At 52.4% G+C, this 14,363-nt stretch carries 15 protein-coding genes; 13 read left to right on the top strand and 2 right to left on the bottom strand.

What is annotated here, in order from left to right:
- The 5 genes from KNP72_RS02345 (at position 1) to KNP72_RS02325 (ending at position 4,671) form a co-directional block, all read left to right on the top strand.
- Complete coding sequence (locus KNP72_RS02345) at positions 1-1,221, top strand: cysteine desulfurase (protein WP_128122090.1); 1,221 nt, start codon at positions 1-3, stop codon at positions 1,219-1,221.
- Positions 1,211-1,645: a Fe-S cluster assembly sulfur transfer protein SufU gene (gene sufU / locus KNP72_RS02340; RefSeq protein ID WP_024372279.1), complete on the top strand. Its 435-nt coding sequence runs from the start codon at positions 1,211-1,213 to the stop codon at positions 1,643-1,645. The genes KNP72_RS02345 and sufU overlap by 11 nt, the downstream gene beginning before the upstream one ends.
- A 19-nt stretch (positions 1,646-1,664) precedes the next feature.
- Positions 1,665-3,062 carry a Fe-S cluster assembly protein SufB gene (sufB, locus tag KNP72_RS02335; protein ID WP_214831971.1) on the top strand — a complete coding sequence of 466 codons (1,398 nt, stop codon included), beginning with the start codon at positions 1,665-1,667 and terminating at the stop codon, positions 3,060-3,062.
- A gap of 132 nt (positions 3,063-3,194) precedes the next feature.
- Entirely contained in the window at positions 3,195-3,569 is a 375-nt protein-coding gene (locus KNP72_RS02330) for a YciI family protein (RefSeq protein ID WP_214831970.1), read from the top strand.
- A 127-nt stretch (positions 3,570-3,696) separates the two neighbouring features.
- Positions 3,697-4,671 (top strand): L-lactate dehydrogenase, encoded by a 975-nt coding sequence (locus tag KNP72_RS02325; protein WP_214831969.1) that lies wholly within the window; start codon positions 3,697-3,699, stop codon positions 4,669-4,671.
- Positions 4,672-4,705: 34 nt separating this feature from the next.
- Here the strand turns inward: KNP72_RS02325 and KNP72_RS02320 are convergent, their stop codons facing one another.
- Complete coding sequence (locus tag KNP72_RS02320; protein ID WP_214831968.1) at positions 4,706-6,088, bottom strand: alanine/glycine:cation symporter family protein; 1,383 nt, start codon at positions 6,086-6,088, stop codon at positions 4,706-4,708.
- Positions 6,089-6,180: 92 nt separating this feature from the next.
- Between KNP72_RS02320 and KNP72_RS02315 the strand changes: the two genes are divergently transcribed.
- The 8 genes from KNP72_RS02315 (at position 6,181) to KNP72_RS02280 (ending at position 13,197) form a co-directional block, all read left to right on the top strand.
- On the top strand, positions 6,181-6,453 hold the full coding sequence (locus tag KNP72_RS02315) for an acylphosphatase (RefSeq protein ID WP_214714519.1): 273 nt from the start codon (positions 6,181-6,183) through the stop codon (positions 6,451-6,453).
- Between the two features lie 240 nt (positions 6,454-6,693).
- The gene (gene brnQ, locus KNP72_RS02310) at positions 6,694-8,013 is read left to right on the top strand and encodes a branched-chain amino acid transport system II carrier protein (protein ID WP_214801394.1); all 1,320 of its coding nucleotides are present in this window, start codon (positions 6,694-6,696) and stop codon (positions 8,011-8,013) included.
- A 114-nt stretch (positions 8,014-8,127) separates the two neighbouring features.
- Positions 8,128-9,309, top strand: coding sequence for an MFS transporter (locus KNP72_RS02305; RefSeq protein ID WP_214831967.1), 1,182 nt, complete (start codon positions 8,128-8,130; stop codon positions 9,307-9,309).
- A gap of 17 nt (positions 9,310-9,326) precedes the next feature.
- The gene (locus KNP72_RS02300; RefSeq protein WP_214831966.1) at positions 9,327-10,172 is read left to right on the top strand and encodes a DUF72 domain-containing protein; all 846 of its coding nucleotides are present in this window, start codon (positions 9,327-9,329) and stop codon (positions 10,170-10,172) included.
- 14 nt (positions 10,173-10,186) lie between these two features.
- The gene (locus tag KNP72_RS02295; protein WP_251128812.1) at positions 10,187-11,527 is read left to right on the top strand and encodes a bifunctional metallophosphatase/5'-nucleotidase; all 1,341 of its coding nucleotides are present in this window, start codon (positions 10,187-10,189) and stop codon (positions 11,525-11,527) included.
- A gap of 48 nt (positions 11,528-11,575) precedes the next feature.
- Entirely contained in the window at positions 11,576-11,956 is a 381-nt protein-coding gene (locus tag KNP72_RS02290; protein WP_058764068.1) for a YutD family protein, read from the top strand.
- A 165-nt stretch (positions 11,957-12,121) separates the two neighbouring features.
- Positions 12,122-12,427 carry a hypothetical protein gene (locus tag KNP72_RS02285; protein ID WP_214831965.1) on the top strand — a complete coding sequence of 102 codons (306 nt, stop codon included), beginning with the start codon at positions 12,122-12,124 and terminating at the stop codon, positions 12,425-12,427.
- A gap of 101 nt (positions 12,428-12,528) precedes the next feature.
- Positions 12,529-13,197: a DUF975 family protein gene (locus KNP72_RS02280; RefSeq protein WP_214831963.1), complete on the top strand. Its 669-nt coding sequence runs from the start codon at positions 12,529-12,531 to the stop codon at positions 13,195-13,197.
- A 37-nt stretch (positions 13,198-13,234) separates the two neighbouring features.
- Here the strand turns inward: KNP72_RS02280 and glpX are convergent, their stop codons facing one another.
- Entirely contained in the window at positions 13,235-14,215 is a 981-nt protein-coding gene (glpX, locus tag KNP72_RS02275) for a class II fructose-bisphosphatase (RefSeq protein WP_021065511.1), read from the bottom strand.
- Positions 14,216-14,363: the final 148 nt, after the last annotated feature.

Here is a 14,363-nt window from a genome sequence, read left to right as displayed (position 1 = left end):
ATGATCGATGCCTCGATTCGTAAACAGTTCCCGATTTTAGATCAGGAAATCAACGGTCATCCGCTCGTCTATCTCGACAGTGCGGCGAGCTCCCAAAAGCCGCTTGCTGTCATCGAGGCGATCGAGGATTACTATCGCCGCATCCACTCGAACGTGCACCGGGGCGTCCATACGCTCGGGACGCACGCGACGGATGCGTATGAAGGGGCGCGGGAGCGCGTCCGTTCATTCATCAACGCCGCCGTCCCAGAAGAGATTATCTTCACACGCGGGACGACGACGGCGATTAACCTCGTCGCGTCAAGCTACGGGGATGCCAACGTCGGAGCGGGGGACGAGATCGTCCTCACGCCGATGGAGCACCACGCGAACTTGATTCCGTGGCAACAGCTCGCCAAGCGTAAAGGGGCCACACTCCGTTACGTCGAATTGACGCCGGACGGTCGGGTCACGCTCGACGCGGTCCGTGCCGTCTTGTCGGACCGGACGAAAATCGTCGCCATGAGTCACGTCTCGAACGTGCTCGGCACGATCAACCCAATCGCCGACGTGGCGAAGCTCGCCCATGAAAAAGGGGCGGTCATGGTCGTCGATGCGGCGCAAAGCGCACCACACCGGAAACTTGACGTGCAAGCACTCGATTGCGACTTCCTCGCCTTCTCTGGCCATAAGATGCTCGGTCCGACCGGGATCGGCGTCTTATATGGGAAGAAGCAGTTGCTCAAACACATGGAACCGGTCGAATTCGGTGGTGAGATGATCGACTATGTCGACTTGTATGAGTCGACGTGGAAAGACATCCCGTACCGGTTCGAAGCGGGGACGCCGATTATCGCCGGCGCCGTCGGTTTGGCAGCGGCCATCGACTTTTTAGAAGACCTCGGTCTCGAGAACGTCGAAGCCCACGAACGGGCGCTCGCGACGTACGCCATCGAACAGATGCGGACGATTGAAGGCATTGAGATTTACGGGCCAGAGGAACGTGTCGGACTCGTCACGTTCAACTTAGGTGACGTGCACGCCCACGACCTTGCGACCGTATTGGATATGCAAGGCATCGCGGTCCGGGCCGGCCACCACTGTGCTCAGCCGCTCATGCGTCTCCTGAAGCAATCATCGACAGCCCGCGCGAGCTTCTACTTGTACAATACGAAAGAAGAAGTCGACCGCTTCATCGAAGGGCTACGTCAAACGAAGGAGTATTTCAATTATGAGTTTTAACAATCTCGACATGTTGTACCGACAGGTCATTATGGATCATTATAAAAACCCAAGAAACCGTGGCGTCATCGAAGATGGCGTGACGGTCGACTTGAACAACCCGACATGCGGGGATTCACTCCGACTCCAACTCCAAGTCGAGGACGGAATCGTGAAAGATGCCAAGTTCGAAGGTGAAGGCTGTTCAATCAGTCTCGCGTCGGCATCGATGATGACTCAAATCGTGAAGGGCAAGTCTGTTGACGAGGCACTCCAATTGGCCACCATCTTCTCGGAGATGGTCCAAGGGAAAGATTACGATACAGACACGTTCGACCTAGGCGACATCGAAGCGTTGTCTGGCGTCTCAAAGTTTCCGGCTCGCATCAAGTGCGCCACGCTCGCGTGGAAAGCGCTTGAAAAGGGAGTCGACGAGGAAGCGTAAGTAGAAGGAGGAGACCGATATGGCGAAAAACATGCCTGACATTGGCGATTATAAATATGGCTTCCATGACCGAGACATCTCGATTTTCCGTTCAGGCCGCGGCTTGACGAATGAAATCGTAGAGACGATCTCGCGCATGAAAGAAGAACCGGCATGGATGCTCGAGTTCCGCTTGAAATCACTCGAACAGTTCCGCAAAATGCCGATGCCGACATGGGGCGGCGATCTCACGGCACTCGATTTCGATGAGATCACTTACTATGTCAAACCGTCTGAAAAGACAGAGCACTCGTGGGACGAGGTTCCTGAAGAAATCAAACGTACGTTTGACAAGCTCGGAATCCCGGAAGCGGAGCAAAAATACTTGGCAGGCGTTTCGGCTCAGTACGAGTCAGAAGTCGTCTATCACAGCATGCAAGAAGACTTTGAAGCGAAAGGTGTCATCTTTAAAGATACAGACACGGCGCTCAAAGAAGATGAAGACCTCTTCCGTGAGTACTTCGGAAAATTGATTCCGCCGACGGATAACAAGTTCTCGGCACTCAACTCGGCTGTTTGGTCAGGTGGCTCGTTCATCTACGTACCAAAAGGCGTGAAGCTCGAGCAACCGCTCCAAGCTTACTTCCGCATCAACTCGGAGAACATGGGTCAGTTCGAGCGGACGCTCATCATCGTCGACGAGGGCGCTTCTGTCCATTACGTCGAAGGATGTACAGCACCGGTCTACACGACGAACTCACTTCACTCAGCGGTCGTTGAGATTTTCGTCAACAAAGACGCATATTGCCGCTATACGACGATCCAGAACTGGGCGAACAACGTCTACAACTTGGTCACGAAGCGTGCTGTCTGTGAAGCGGGTGGATCGATGGAATGGATCGATGGCAACATCGGTTCGAAACTCACGATGAAATACCCGGCCGTCATCTTGAAAGGTGAAGGCTCACGCGGTATGACGCTCTCAATCGCTCTCGGCGGTAAAGGGCAGCACCAAGACGCGGGCGCGAAAATGATTCACCTCGCACCGAACACGTCGTCGTCAATCGTCTCGAAGTCGATCTCGAAACAAGGCGGAAAAGTCTCGTATCGCGGAATCGTCCACTTCGGTCGTAAAGCGAAAGGCGCACGTTCGAACATCGAATGTGACACGCTCATCATGGATAATCAGTCGACGTCGGACACGATCCCGTACAACGAGATCTTGAACGACCAAGTCTCACTCGAGCACGAAGCGAAAGTCTCAAAAGTGTCAGAAGAGCAACTCTTCTACCTCATGAGCCGCGGAATCTCGGAAGAAGAAGCGACGGAAATGATCGTCATGGGCTTCATCGAGCCGTTCACGAAAGAATTGCCAATGGAATATGCCGTCGAAATGAACCGTCTCATCAAGTTTGAGATGGAAGGATCGATCGGATAATCCTGCATAGATACTGAAAGACGGTTGACATGATTTCATGTCGACCGTCTTTTTGTGTAGGCTATGCCTGTAAACAGGGAATAGGGCATGGATAGCTGATGCGTGCCTGTAGATTCGAGAGGAGAAAATCACATGATGTTCTTAGTAACGGGATATTTCAACGCTGACAAAGTGAACGAAAAGACCGACCTAGAAATCGATCAAATCATGGCGACGTGTGAACCACACTTACAGGAGCTGTATGCAAGTGATCAGGTGCTGATGGATATGGGGCTTGAAGCAAGCATGAAACAACTCAAGCGGGAGTCACATCAGATTTCGATTACGGATGAGCCTGTTACAGAATCGAAAGAAGTCATGGGAAGTGCGTTCCTGATTGAAGCGTTGGATATGGAGGATGCGGTCAGAATCGCTTCCATCCATCCAACGACCCAAGTGCCCGAAGCGGAATCGTTAGGATGGAGGCTCGAGATTCGGCCGGTGCACTATTATCGGGAGCGAGAATGATATGTGTGATAAACATTGTTTTGTTTAGAAGCGAATTCCTCACAAGCGAGTTCGCTTTTTTTGTCGTGAAACGAAGGAGAGTCGGGTATGCTAAGAAAGAGAACACGTTTAGAAAGGGATGAAGCATATGGATCATTTGAACACGATTGACCCAGAAGACATCACCCGCATCGCCGTCGTCGGTGCCGGATGGGTCGGCGTCAGTTTCGCCTATCAACTGTCGATGGCCGCGCTCTGTGAAGAGCTCGTCTTGATTGATTCGAACCACGCCAAGGCTGAAGGGGAGGCGATGGACCTCAATCACGGCATCTCGTTCGCTCCGAGCCCAGTCCGAATTTGGGCAGGCGACTATTCGGACTGCCGCGACGCCGATATCGTCGTCATCACGGCCGGTGCCGCACAAAAGCTCGGTCAGACCCAGATGGACCTCGCTGAACAAAATGCGAAGGTCATGCAACATGTCACGGAGCAAATTATGGCGAGCGGATTCGACGGCATCCTCGTCGTCGCGACGAACCCGGTCAACGTCATGGCGCACGTCGTCTGGAAAGCGTCCGGGTTACCGAAGCATCGCGTTATCGGTTCGGGGACCGTGCTCGATACGGCTCGTCTCCGTTATAAGGTCGGTGAGTATTTCGACTTGTCGGTACGGAACTGCCACGTCTATTATATGGGTGAGCACGGTGCCGGAGGTTTCGTCGCTTGGGATAACGCCCGCATTTACGGGAAATCGGTCCAGCAACTGCTCGCCGAGAATGAGTCGTATCGGCAAGAAGACTTGGATGCGATTTATCAACGCGTCCGTGATGCGGCCAATCAAATCATCGAATATAAGAGTGCCGCGTACTATGCGATCGGGCTCGGCTTGCTTCGTATCGTCCGCGCCATCGTCCGGAACGAGAACTCGGTCGTGACGATCGGGGCCCATCTCGACGGCGAATACGGGGCATCTGGCCTCCATATCGGCGTACCGGCCTTGATTGACCGGACCGGCATCCGCCAAATCGTCGAAATTGAACTGACGGACGAGGAACAAAGACAGTTCGATGCCTCGGTCGGACGGATTCGCCAAGCGATCGACAAGATTGAATCGAGTTCATAAAAAGGCCCGGCTGCAATCGCAGCCGGGTTTGTCATTACGACGCCTTCTTCTCGGCGACGTCTTTCTTATAATATTTCTCGGACGTGAAGAACTCGGTCGTCAAGCGCTTCACTTCACCGCTGAGCAATAAGACGGCAATCATGTTCGGGATGAGAATCATCGCGAGCATCAAATCAAGGAAGTTCCAAATCATTTGGGCCCCACCGATCGCACCGATGACAATCGAGACGATGTAGACGACTTTCATCATGAAGCCGGCCTTCAAACCGAACAAGTACTCGGCTTGACGCGATCCGTAGAAGATGACGACGATGATTGTCGACAAGACGAAGAAGATGAGCGAGATGGTGACGAGAAGACTACCCGTGTAGCCGAAGTACTGTTGGAACGCAATCGTCGTCAGGGCTGCTGGATCGTTCATCGCATCGGCCCGTGTCCATACCCCGGACGACAAGACAACGAACGCCGTCGTGCTACAGATGATGAGCGTATCGATGACGATCCCGATTACGGCCCAGAAGCCTTGCCGGACCGGATGATCCGTTTGCGCAGCGGCGTGGGCAATCGGTGCCGTCCCGAGTCCTGCTTCGTTCGAATAAAGACCACGGGCGAAGCCCCAACGAATCGTCTCGGCGATGGCGGCACCAGCGAAACCACCGAGCGCGGCCATCGGTTGGAATGCGTATGAGAAGATGAGCCCGAGTACTTCCGGGATTTGTGAGAAATTCATCAAGACGATGACGAAGCCGGCACCGACATAGACGAGGGCCATCGCCGGGACGATGACTTCCGTCACTTTCGCGATGCGTTTCATACCGCCGAAGACAACGAGGGCGACGAGCCCGGCGACGATAATCCCGGTCACAAGGGTATTGCCGTTGAACGTCTCTCGGACGGCCGAACTGACGGCGTTTCCTTGAACCATGATACTCGGGATGAGTTCGATCATGAGAGCGAAGGCGAACCATGAGGCGAGCCATTTCAGCTTCAAGCCTTTCGCCATATAGTAGACGGGACCGCCGACAAATTCACCGGCCTCGTTCTTCTCGCGGTAACGGACGGCGAGGACGCTCTCCGAGAACTTGATGGCCATGCCGACGACGGCGATGACCCACATCCAAAAGATGGCGCCCGGCCCGCCGAACATGATGGCGGCCGGTACCCCGATTATATTGGCGGCACCGATCGTCGAAGATAAGGCTGACGTCAACGCCTGGCGGGGACTGATGTCACCTTCACCTTTTGGTTTTTTAAAGACACTGCCTAACGTTTGTTGCATTATGTAGATGGGGTATCGGAATTGGAAGAATCCTAAACGAATCGTCAAATAGAGTCCAGACAAAACGAGTAACGAGATGATTGGCACACCCCATAGCCAATCTGAAATTGTCGTCACCACAGTCACAAGTTGTTCCACATCACCACTCCTATCCAGTATTTTACTTATATATTGTTGCCTAACGAGACAGAGGCTAAACCCATTCTTTCAAATTTGAGGAGGAGACTTATATGAAACAGGCACAGCATCTTATCGTATCAGGCCGGGTCCAAGGGGTCGGCTTCCGTTACTTCGCGCAAGCGACTGCCCTTGAATACGGCATCACAGGTTGGGTCCGGAATTTGAATGATGGGACGGTTGAACTTCAAATCGAAGGAGACGCGGAGAGACTCGAATCCTATAAACGCGCCCTCTATAACGGGAATCGTTTTGTCGGGGTCGAACGGATTGAAGCGGAAGACACGACGGTCGAATCATTCCGGAAGTTTGATATCCGTTATTGACCATTTTTCTCATTTACAGCTAGTCAGTGAGTGCAACCAACCGACAATTTGTAAATTAAGGGAACGGTTCCATACAATAAATCCACATTTTAAAAAAATAAACATCATTTTTATGGATAGGGTGGTCAAAAAAATGAAAGTGTGTATAATGGAATAGACTAAGCGGTTTATTGTCAGAAAATTTAGTCATTTGATTCATTGGTAACACGGAAGGTATTACATGTATGTGGAGGTAGTTGTATGAAAAAATCGACATTATTCCCGTTAGCATTCACGATTTTCGCATTATTCTTCGGGGCCGGGAACTTGCTGTTCCCACCGATGCTAGGTGCGATGGCAGGACAGAACCTCGTCCCAGCCCTAGTCGGCTTCGTCATTACCGGCGTCGGGCTACCATTACTCGCGCTCTTCGCAGTCGCGCGGGTAGGCGGTGGATCTGACCAAATCGCTCGGTATATTCCGAAGCGACTTGCACTCGTCTTGACGGGATTAATGTACGTGGCGATTGGACCGTTCTTCGGGATTCCACGGACGGCAGCAGTCACGTATGAGATGGGAGTCGTACCGTTCCTCGGTGCGCCATCTACACTCACGCTCGCAATCAGTTCAACTGTCTTCTTCGGTTTGACGTTCTTCTTGACGTTACGCGCTCAGAAATTGATTGAAGTCATCGGACGCATCATTACACCGATTCTCTTGCTCTTGCTTGCGGCAATCGGAATCACGAACCTCGTGGCGCCACTCGGGAAGCCGGTCGCACCAGCAGAAGGATATGAGACGTGGATTGGCGCTCTCGGGGAGGGCTTCAAACAAGGCTACTTGACGATGGACGTCTTCGGCGCTCTCGTCTTCGGTGCCATCGTGCTCGTCACGCTTAAAGCGAACGGGATGACGGACCAGAAAGAAGCATCTTCACTTCTTCGGACGTCTGGAATGCTCGCTGTCACGTGTTTGATGCTCGTCTATATCTCGCTCGGGTCGATTGGAGCGAACATGACAGGCCAAACAGGAACGACAGACGGAGCAAGCTTGCTTCAAGCGTTTGCAGGTTCATCTTTCGGACAAGTCGGAATGCTCGTACTCGGGGCTGCGGTCTTCCTCGCTTGTTTGACGACAGCGGTCGGACTCATCACTGAGTTCTCACGCTTCATCAGCAACACGTTCGAATCACTCAAGTATTACCAAGTCGTCATCGCGACGACATTGTTCGGCTTCATGATTTCACTCGTCGGACTTGGTATGTTGATTGAAATCGCAGTACCGCTCCTCACGCTCTTGTATCCGGTCATGATCGCACTCGTACTCGTCTCGATTACGGAGCGGATTCAACGCAACCCGCATGTCGCCATGAAGGCGACTGTATATACGGCCCTCGTTCTCTCGCTCTTCGAGACGACACACGGATTGGCGCCGTCAGCAGCAACAGCTTGGATCACGAACTTGCCGATGGCTGAGATCGGACTTGCTTGGGCAGTTCCAACATTGATCGTGTATGTGATCACACTGTTATTACCGAAAAATCGTTCCAACCAAGCACTCGCTCAATCACGCATCTCATAAGCAAGTGTTTGAACACCCATCCTCTGGTCAAGGATGGGTGTTTTGCTGTCTTATCGTTTGCTCATTTCATTCATCAACAAGTAAAATGAAAGGATGAAAAGGAAGTGACATACATTGACGACTAAACAAAAGAAACAATTGGCGATTCTCATGTTGAACATGTTCATCGCTGTAGCAGGATTCGGGATTATCATACCGATTATTCCTGATTATTTGAAGATGATTGGAGAAGGCGGCACCGCTGCCGGACTCATGATTTCTGTCTTTGCCGGGGCCCAGCTGCTCATGTCGCCGATTGCCGGGAAATGGGCGGATGTTTACGGGCGCAGGCTCATGATCATCCTCGGGCTCATCGGCTTTACCATCTCGATGGGCGTCTTTTACTTATCAGACAACTTGACCGTCCTGTTGATTTCACGGGCAATCGGCGGCGTCGGGGCCGCTCTCTTGATTCCAGCCATCTTTGCTTACGTGGCCGATATCACGACGCTCAAACAACGGGCGAAAGGGAACAGTTATATTTCCGCGGCAATGTCGCTCGGGATTGTCATCGGCCCAGGAATCGGTGGATTCTTCGCCGAATTCGGGTTGAAGGCACCGCTCTTGTTATCGGCGATCGTATCATTCGTTGCCGTCATCTCGTCAATCATTCTATTGAAAGAACCGGACCGTGAACCGTATGTCCAAACGAGTGAGAGTGAATCGTTACCGCGTCAACTCGTGTCGTCGACACGGAAACCGTATTTCTTCGTGCTCGTCATCAACTTGGTCATGGCGTTCGGTTTGATGGCATACGAGTCGGTCCTCGGTCTGTTCGTCAGTGAGACGTTCAGCGCAACGCCGCAACAGATTGCGGTCATGATCACCGGGACGGGAATCGTCAGCGTCATCGTCCAGCTGTTCGCGGTCGACCGTCTTGTCTCGCTGTTCGGTGAGATTAAAGTCGTGCTCATCTTTATCATGCTCGCTGCGCTCAGCTTCTTGTTCTCACTGTTTGCCGGGTCTTACACGATTTTCTTCGCGGTCACGTTGATTATCTTCTTGTCGACGTCAATTTTACGACCGGTATTGAATACGCTCGTATCGAAAATGGCAGATAAAGAGCAAGGGTTTGCGATGGGGATGAACAATGCTTATATGAGCATCGGGAATATCGTCGGACCGACGCTTGCCGGAATCGCCTTCGATATCGATATGCGCTATCCGTTTGTGATGGGGCTCGTCCTGTTGCTCGTGACGTTCGCGGGAACGTTGAATTGGTCGAAACGGAACACGGCGGCCACGTTCAAACAATAAGTTGAGGAGGGAATGTGATGATTTATGTCGGTGTGACGGGGTGGGGAGACCATGATTTACTGTATACGACCCCAGAAGAACGAAAACATAAACTGTCGACCTATGCGGGGCATTTCCCGACCGTTGAAATCGATTCCTCGTTTTATGCGATTCAACCGGTGAAGAATTACGAGAAGTGGAACTTGGAAACACCGGAGACGTTCCAATTCATCGTCAAAGTTTCCAGGGAAATGAGCGGCCATGACCGGGAGCCGAAGCTACCTCTCGCCGAGCTGTTCGAGAGGTATCGAACGTCTGTCGAACCGCTGAAACAAGCTGGGAAGCTACGAGCCGTGCTCGTCCAACTCCCGCCCTGGTTTGATGTCTCGAAGCCACATCTCGATTATTTACGGACGATCCGTGACGAGTTGCGCGACTATGACATCGCCATCGAGTTCCGGAACCCGACGTGGTTCTCGGAGGCGTTCCGGGAGCGGACGCTCGCGTTCTTGGCGGAACAACGTTTCATCAATACGATTTGTGATGAGCCGCAAACGAAAGAGAGCAGCATCCCGTTCGTCCCGGTCGTGACCAATCCGGATGTGGCCGTCGTACGTTTGCACGGCCGCAACACCGCCGGCTGGCTTCGAAAACCGGGCATGACGAGCCAGGAATGGCGTCACGTACGCTGCCTGTATCGCTATAGTGAGGATGAACTGCAGGAGCTCGCCGCGGCCCTCAAACAAGTCGACGAAACAGCGAAGTCGGTGTACGTCTACTTCAACAACAACTCGGCCGGCGACGCGGTACCAAACGCCAAACGGTTGATTGAGATTCTCGGTGCCGAATATGAACTCGCCCCGAGCCAAATCAGTCTGTTCTAGGAAGGGGGATCGTCTTGAGAACGATTACGATGTTTCATTATAATGACTTACATTCGAAATTCCATAACTGGCCGCGGTTCGTCTCGTTTTTGAATGAGCATCGGACGGACGAGACGCTCGTCTTCGATCTCGGCGACCATGCCGACCGCACCCATCCGGCGACAGAAGTGACGCGCGGACAAGTGAACGTCCGACTGCTCAACCGGATTCGACCGACGGCGGTCACGATCGGCAATAATGAAGGCATCACGTTCCCGCACGACTGGCTCGCCCATCTGTATGACGAGGCCGCGTTCCCAGTCCTATTAGGGAACGTCTATCAAGCAGCTGGTGAACGGCCAGAATGGGCGTCGGAGACGCTCATCGTCGAACGAGAGGGAATTCAGATCGGGCTGTTCGGGGTGACCGCGCCGTATGAAGAGCTTTATCCTGAACTCGGTTGGGCCATCGAAGCACCACACGGGGCAACGGCGCGTGCCCTCGAGACACTTCGAGACTGCGACGTCATCATCGCGCTCAGCCATCTCGGCTTTTATGCCGACGAGCGGCTCGCCGAGGCGTTCCCAGAAATCGATGTCATCCTCGGAGCCCATACCCACCACGTACTCGATGAAGGTGTCGTCACGAACGGCGTCCTGATCGCGCAGGCCGGCAAGTACGGGCAGTACGTCGGGCAAATCGAGTTGACCATCGAAGGAAAGCGGGTCATCGAGAAACGGGCTTGTCTCCACGATGTATCGGAGCGCGAACCTGATGAAGCGACGGTCGCGGTCCTAGCCGCAGAGTATGGTCAAGCCGAGCGTCTGCTCGATGTGACGATTGCTGAGACACCAGGTTATGAAAGTGACTGGTTCGGTCCGTCAGCCATCGGAGACCTATTGGCGAGCGGACTCGCGGACTGGTGTGACGCCGAGTTGAGTATCATCCCATCCGGTGTCTTGTTGGAAGGTTTGCGCCCGGGCCACGTCACGCTAAATATGTTGCACCGGATTTGTCCGCATCCGATCAACCCTTGTCTCTTGACGCTTGACGGGGCTACCCTCGTCCGATTTTTGAACGACGTCCAAGAAGATGCGTTCACGACAATGCATGTCCGTGGCCTCGGTTTTCGCGGGACGGTGCTCGGTAGCCCGATCCTCCATGGAATCGACAGCCGACACGGTCGCTATTCGATTAATGGTGAGGAAATCAAGCTAGACGGGACGTATCATGTCGCCACGGTCGACATGTTCACGTTCGGACCGCTCCTTCCGTATTTGGCCGATCAGCCGAAGCGTTACTTTATGCCGGAACTGCTGCGTGACGTGTTACGCGAGACGATCGTGACCCGTCATAATGCCATCCGAAAAGGATAGGGACGGGACCGGTTGGCATGCTATGATAGAACAGTGGAGGTGTGAAACATGATTAGAGTGAATCGCCATGGCTATACCGTCATTGAAGAGAAACGTGACGGTTTTGACGAGGAAGCGTTCATCGCACGCTATAGCGACGTGCTTGATAAATACGATTATATCGTCGGGGATTGGGGCCACGGACAACTTCGGTTGAAAGGGTTCTATGAGACGAAGTCCAAGTTCGCGACGTATGATAATCGAATCGATCACGTGATGGATTACGTGTATGAATACTGTAACTTTGGGTGCCCGTTCTTTGTACTCAAAAAAGAGACGGAAATCGATGAGGCGGAAGACGGTCCAGTCTTCGGTGGCACGAAACAACCGCTCAAACTGAAACGCAAATTCAATAAATCGGAAGAAGTCGAGCCTTCGACCGGTACATGACGCGCTGATGACATCAGCGCTTTTTTGTTACATTTATTTTCCAAATGTTTCTTTTAGGTGAAAAGACGGTGTGACAGGTTTAGGGATAGGAAAATTGTGATAACTTATATTTAAGGTTATTGTTTCTGTTCGGGTTTTTGTGGGTTTTGGAAGTGAGGTGGAAGTATGCAACACGTACAAACGGCGACCGTCGGTGACCGCGATGACGTCCATAATCGAATTCATAATTTCGGCTTGGGCGTACTGGCGATGTTGTTCTTCGGGTTCGAGAGTATCATGACGTTTTACTTCACCGCCGCAGTCCTGATTTATGAGGTTGTCCACGTCTTGCTAATCCGCCGCTTTGAATATCGTCAGGCGTTTTTGAGAAGCCGCCTCTTTAAAATTATTTCGTTGGCGGCAGTGGCCACAGGTGTGCTCTTATTTATCGTATCGATGTCACAGTTTTTCATGGGCAACATCATGTATTGAAGGGAAAGGAAAAACCTTTTCCCTTTTTTCGTGTTTTTTTGAAACTTTTCGTGAAATGATGACGTACACTGAAGAGAGAACTCAAAAAAAGGATGATGAAAATGACTGCACAACTTAAGCAACATGCACAACAAATGTTAACTGGTAAGCGTTGGCTACTCGCCGGGCTATTAATTTTGTTCGTCGTCTTGAACGGGATTCCACAATCGTTCGCGCCTCCTGTAGACCCTGAAGCGGTCCCAACAGCGGCGGACACGGGACTTACGTTCTTGTCGCTCCTCCTCACATTATTGATTGCGCCGCTCGCAATCGGTTGGTCTTGGCTCGTCCTGTCTGTATCGCGCGGTGACAAGCCTGCTGTCTCTACGTTGTTCGAGCCGTTCAAAACGGGATACGTCAAGCACGTGCTCGCCCCGTTCTTCATGGGATTGTTTATCTTCCTTTGGTCGCTGCTCCTCGTGATTCCGGGAATCATCAAAAGTTTCTCGTATTCTCTCACGTTTTACATCTTACGTGACCAGCCGGAATTATCGGCTCTCGAGGCGATCACCGAATCACGCCGGATGATGGACGGGCATAAGATGGACGCGTTCAAACTCGTCCTCTCGTTTATCGGTTGGTTCCTTCTCGGGGTCATTACACTCGGCATCGGTTTCTTGTACGTCTATCCGTACTTCACGACGACGTATGCGACGTTCTACGATTCACTTCGGAAAGCAGAACAACCGCAGACGAACCATGTCGGGACAGATTTTGAACAAGGATTCTAAACGAAAACCTCCGCTCATCGAGAGCGGAGGTTTTGTATTAGGCGTTGACTTCTTGTTTTTGAAGGTAGGGCTTGAGCGATAACGTGTGTTCGGCGACGACTTTACGAATCGTCTTCGTCTTCGATCGCATGACGAGTGACGTCGTCTCGACAATATCGTCCGTCAAGAATTTTACGCCGTCCAGCAATTCGCCCGATGTGACGCCTGTCGCCGCAAAGATGCAGTCGTCGCTCTTGACGAGGTCGTCAAGCGTGAGCAATTGGAGCGGGTCCTCGATGCCCATCGAGATGACACGTGCCGTCTCTTCTTCATTCATCGGGTGGAGGCGTGCCTGCATGTCGCCACCGAGCGCTTTGACGGCCGCTGCCGTGATGACGCCTTCTGGTGCGCCGCCCGTACTGATGAAGATATCGATCGGGTTCGACTTGACGGCCGCTGCGATTCCCGCCGAGACGTCGCCGTCTTCGAACAGCTTGACGCGTGCGCCCATGTTCATCGCCGCTTGACGGAAATGTTCATGACGATCACGGTCTTGCATGATGACGGTCACTTCCTCGATGCGCTTGCCGTTATAAAGGGCGGCTTTCTCGATAATCGACTCAAGCGGTTCGTCGAGTGAGACTTTGCCTTTTAAATTCGGGCCGACGACGAGCTTATCCATATACATATCTGGTGCGTGGAGGAGGGCGCCTTTATCCGCGACCGCGATGACGACCATGGCGTCCCCGAGTCCTTTGGCGACGATCGATGTCCCTTCGAGCGGGTCAACGGCGATATCGACTTCTGGTCCGAACGTCGTCCCGAGACGTTCCCCGATGTATAGCATCGGTGCCTCATCGAGTTCACCTTCACCAATGACGACAGTTGCATCCATATTGATTGTACCGAGTACTTCACGCATGGCCGATGTCGCTGCGTCATCCGCTTCATTCTTCTGACCACGACCGATCCATTTCGATGAGGCCAATGCTGCTGCCTCGGTTGCTCGTACGATCTCTAACGCTAATTCTCGTTCCATAGTGTTGTACCCTCCACATGATATCTATTTAATGTGACATACTAATAGTTGTGTTAATCCGTGGATTAGTGTATCACAATTACGTAAATGATGTAAATAGGAGAGATTCTTTTCTCGAACGAGAAAAAGGATTACTATAGGAGGCAGG

It is taken from the genome of Exiguobacterium sp. s152 (assembly GCF_018618335.1).
Classification (GTDB): domain Bacteria; phylum Bacillota; class Bacilli; order Exiguobacteriales; family Exiguobacteriaceae; genus Exiguobacterium; species Exiguobacterium chiriqhucha.
The sequence above is the reverse complement of the archived record's forward strand: the minus strand, read 5'-3'. Positions and strand labels throughout refer to the sequence as shown.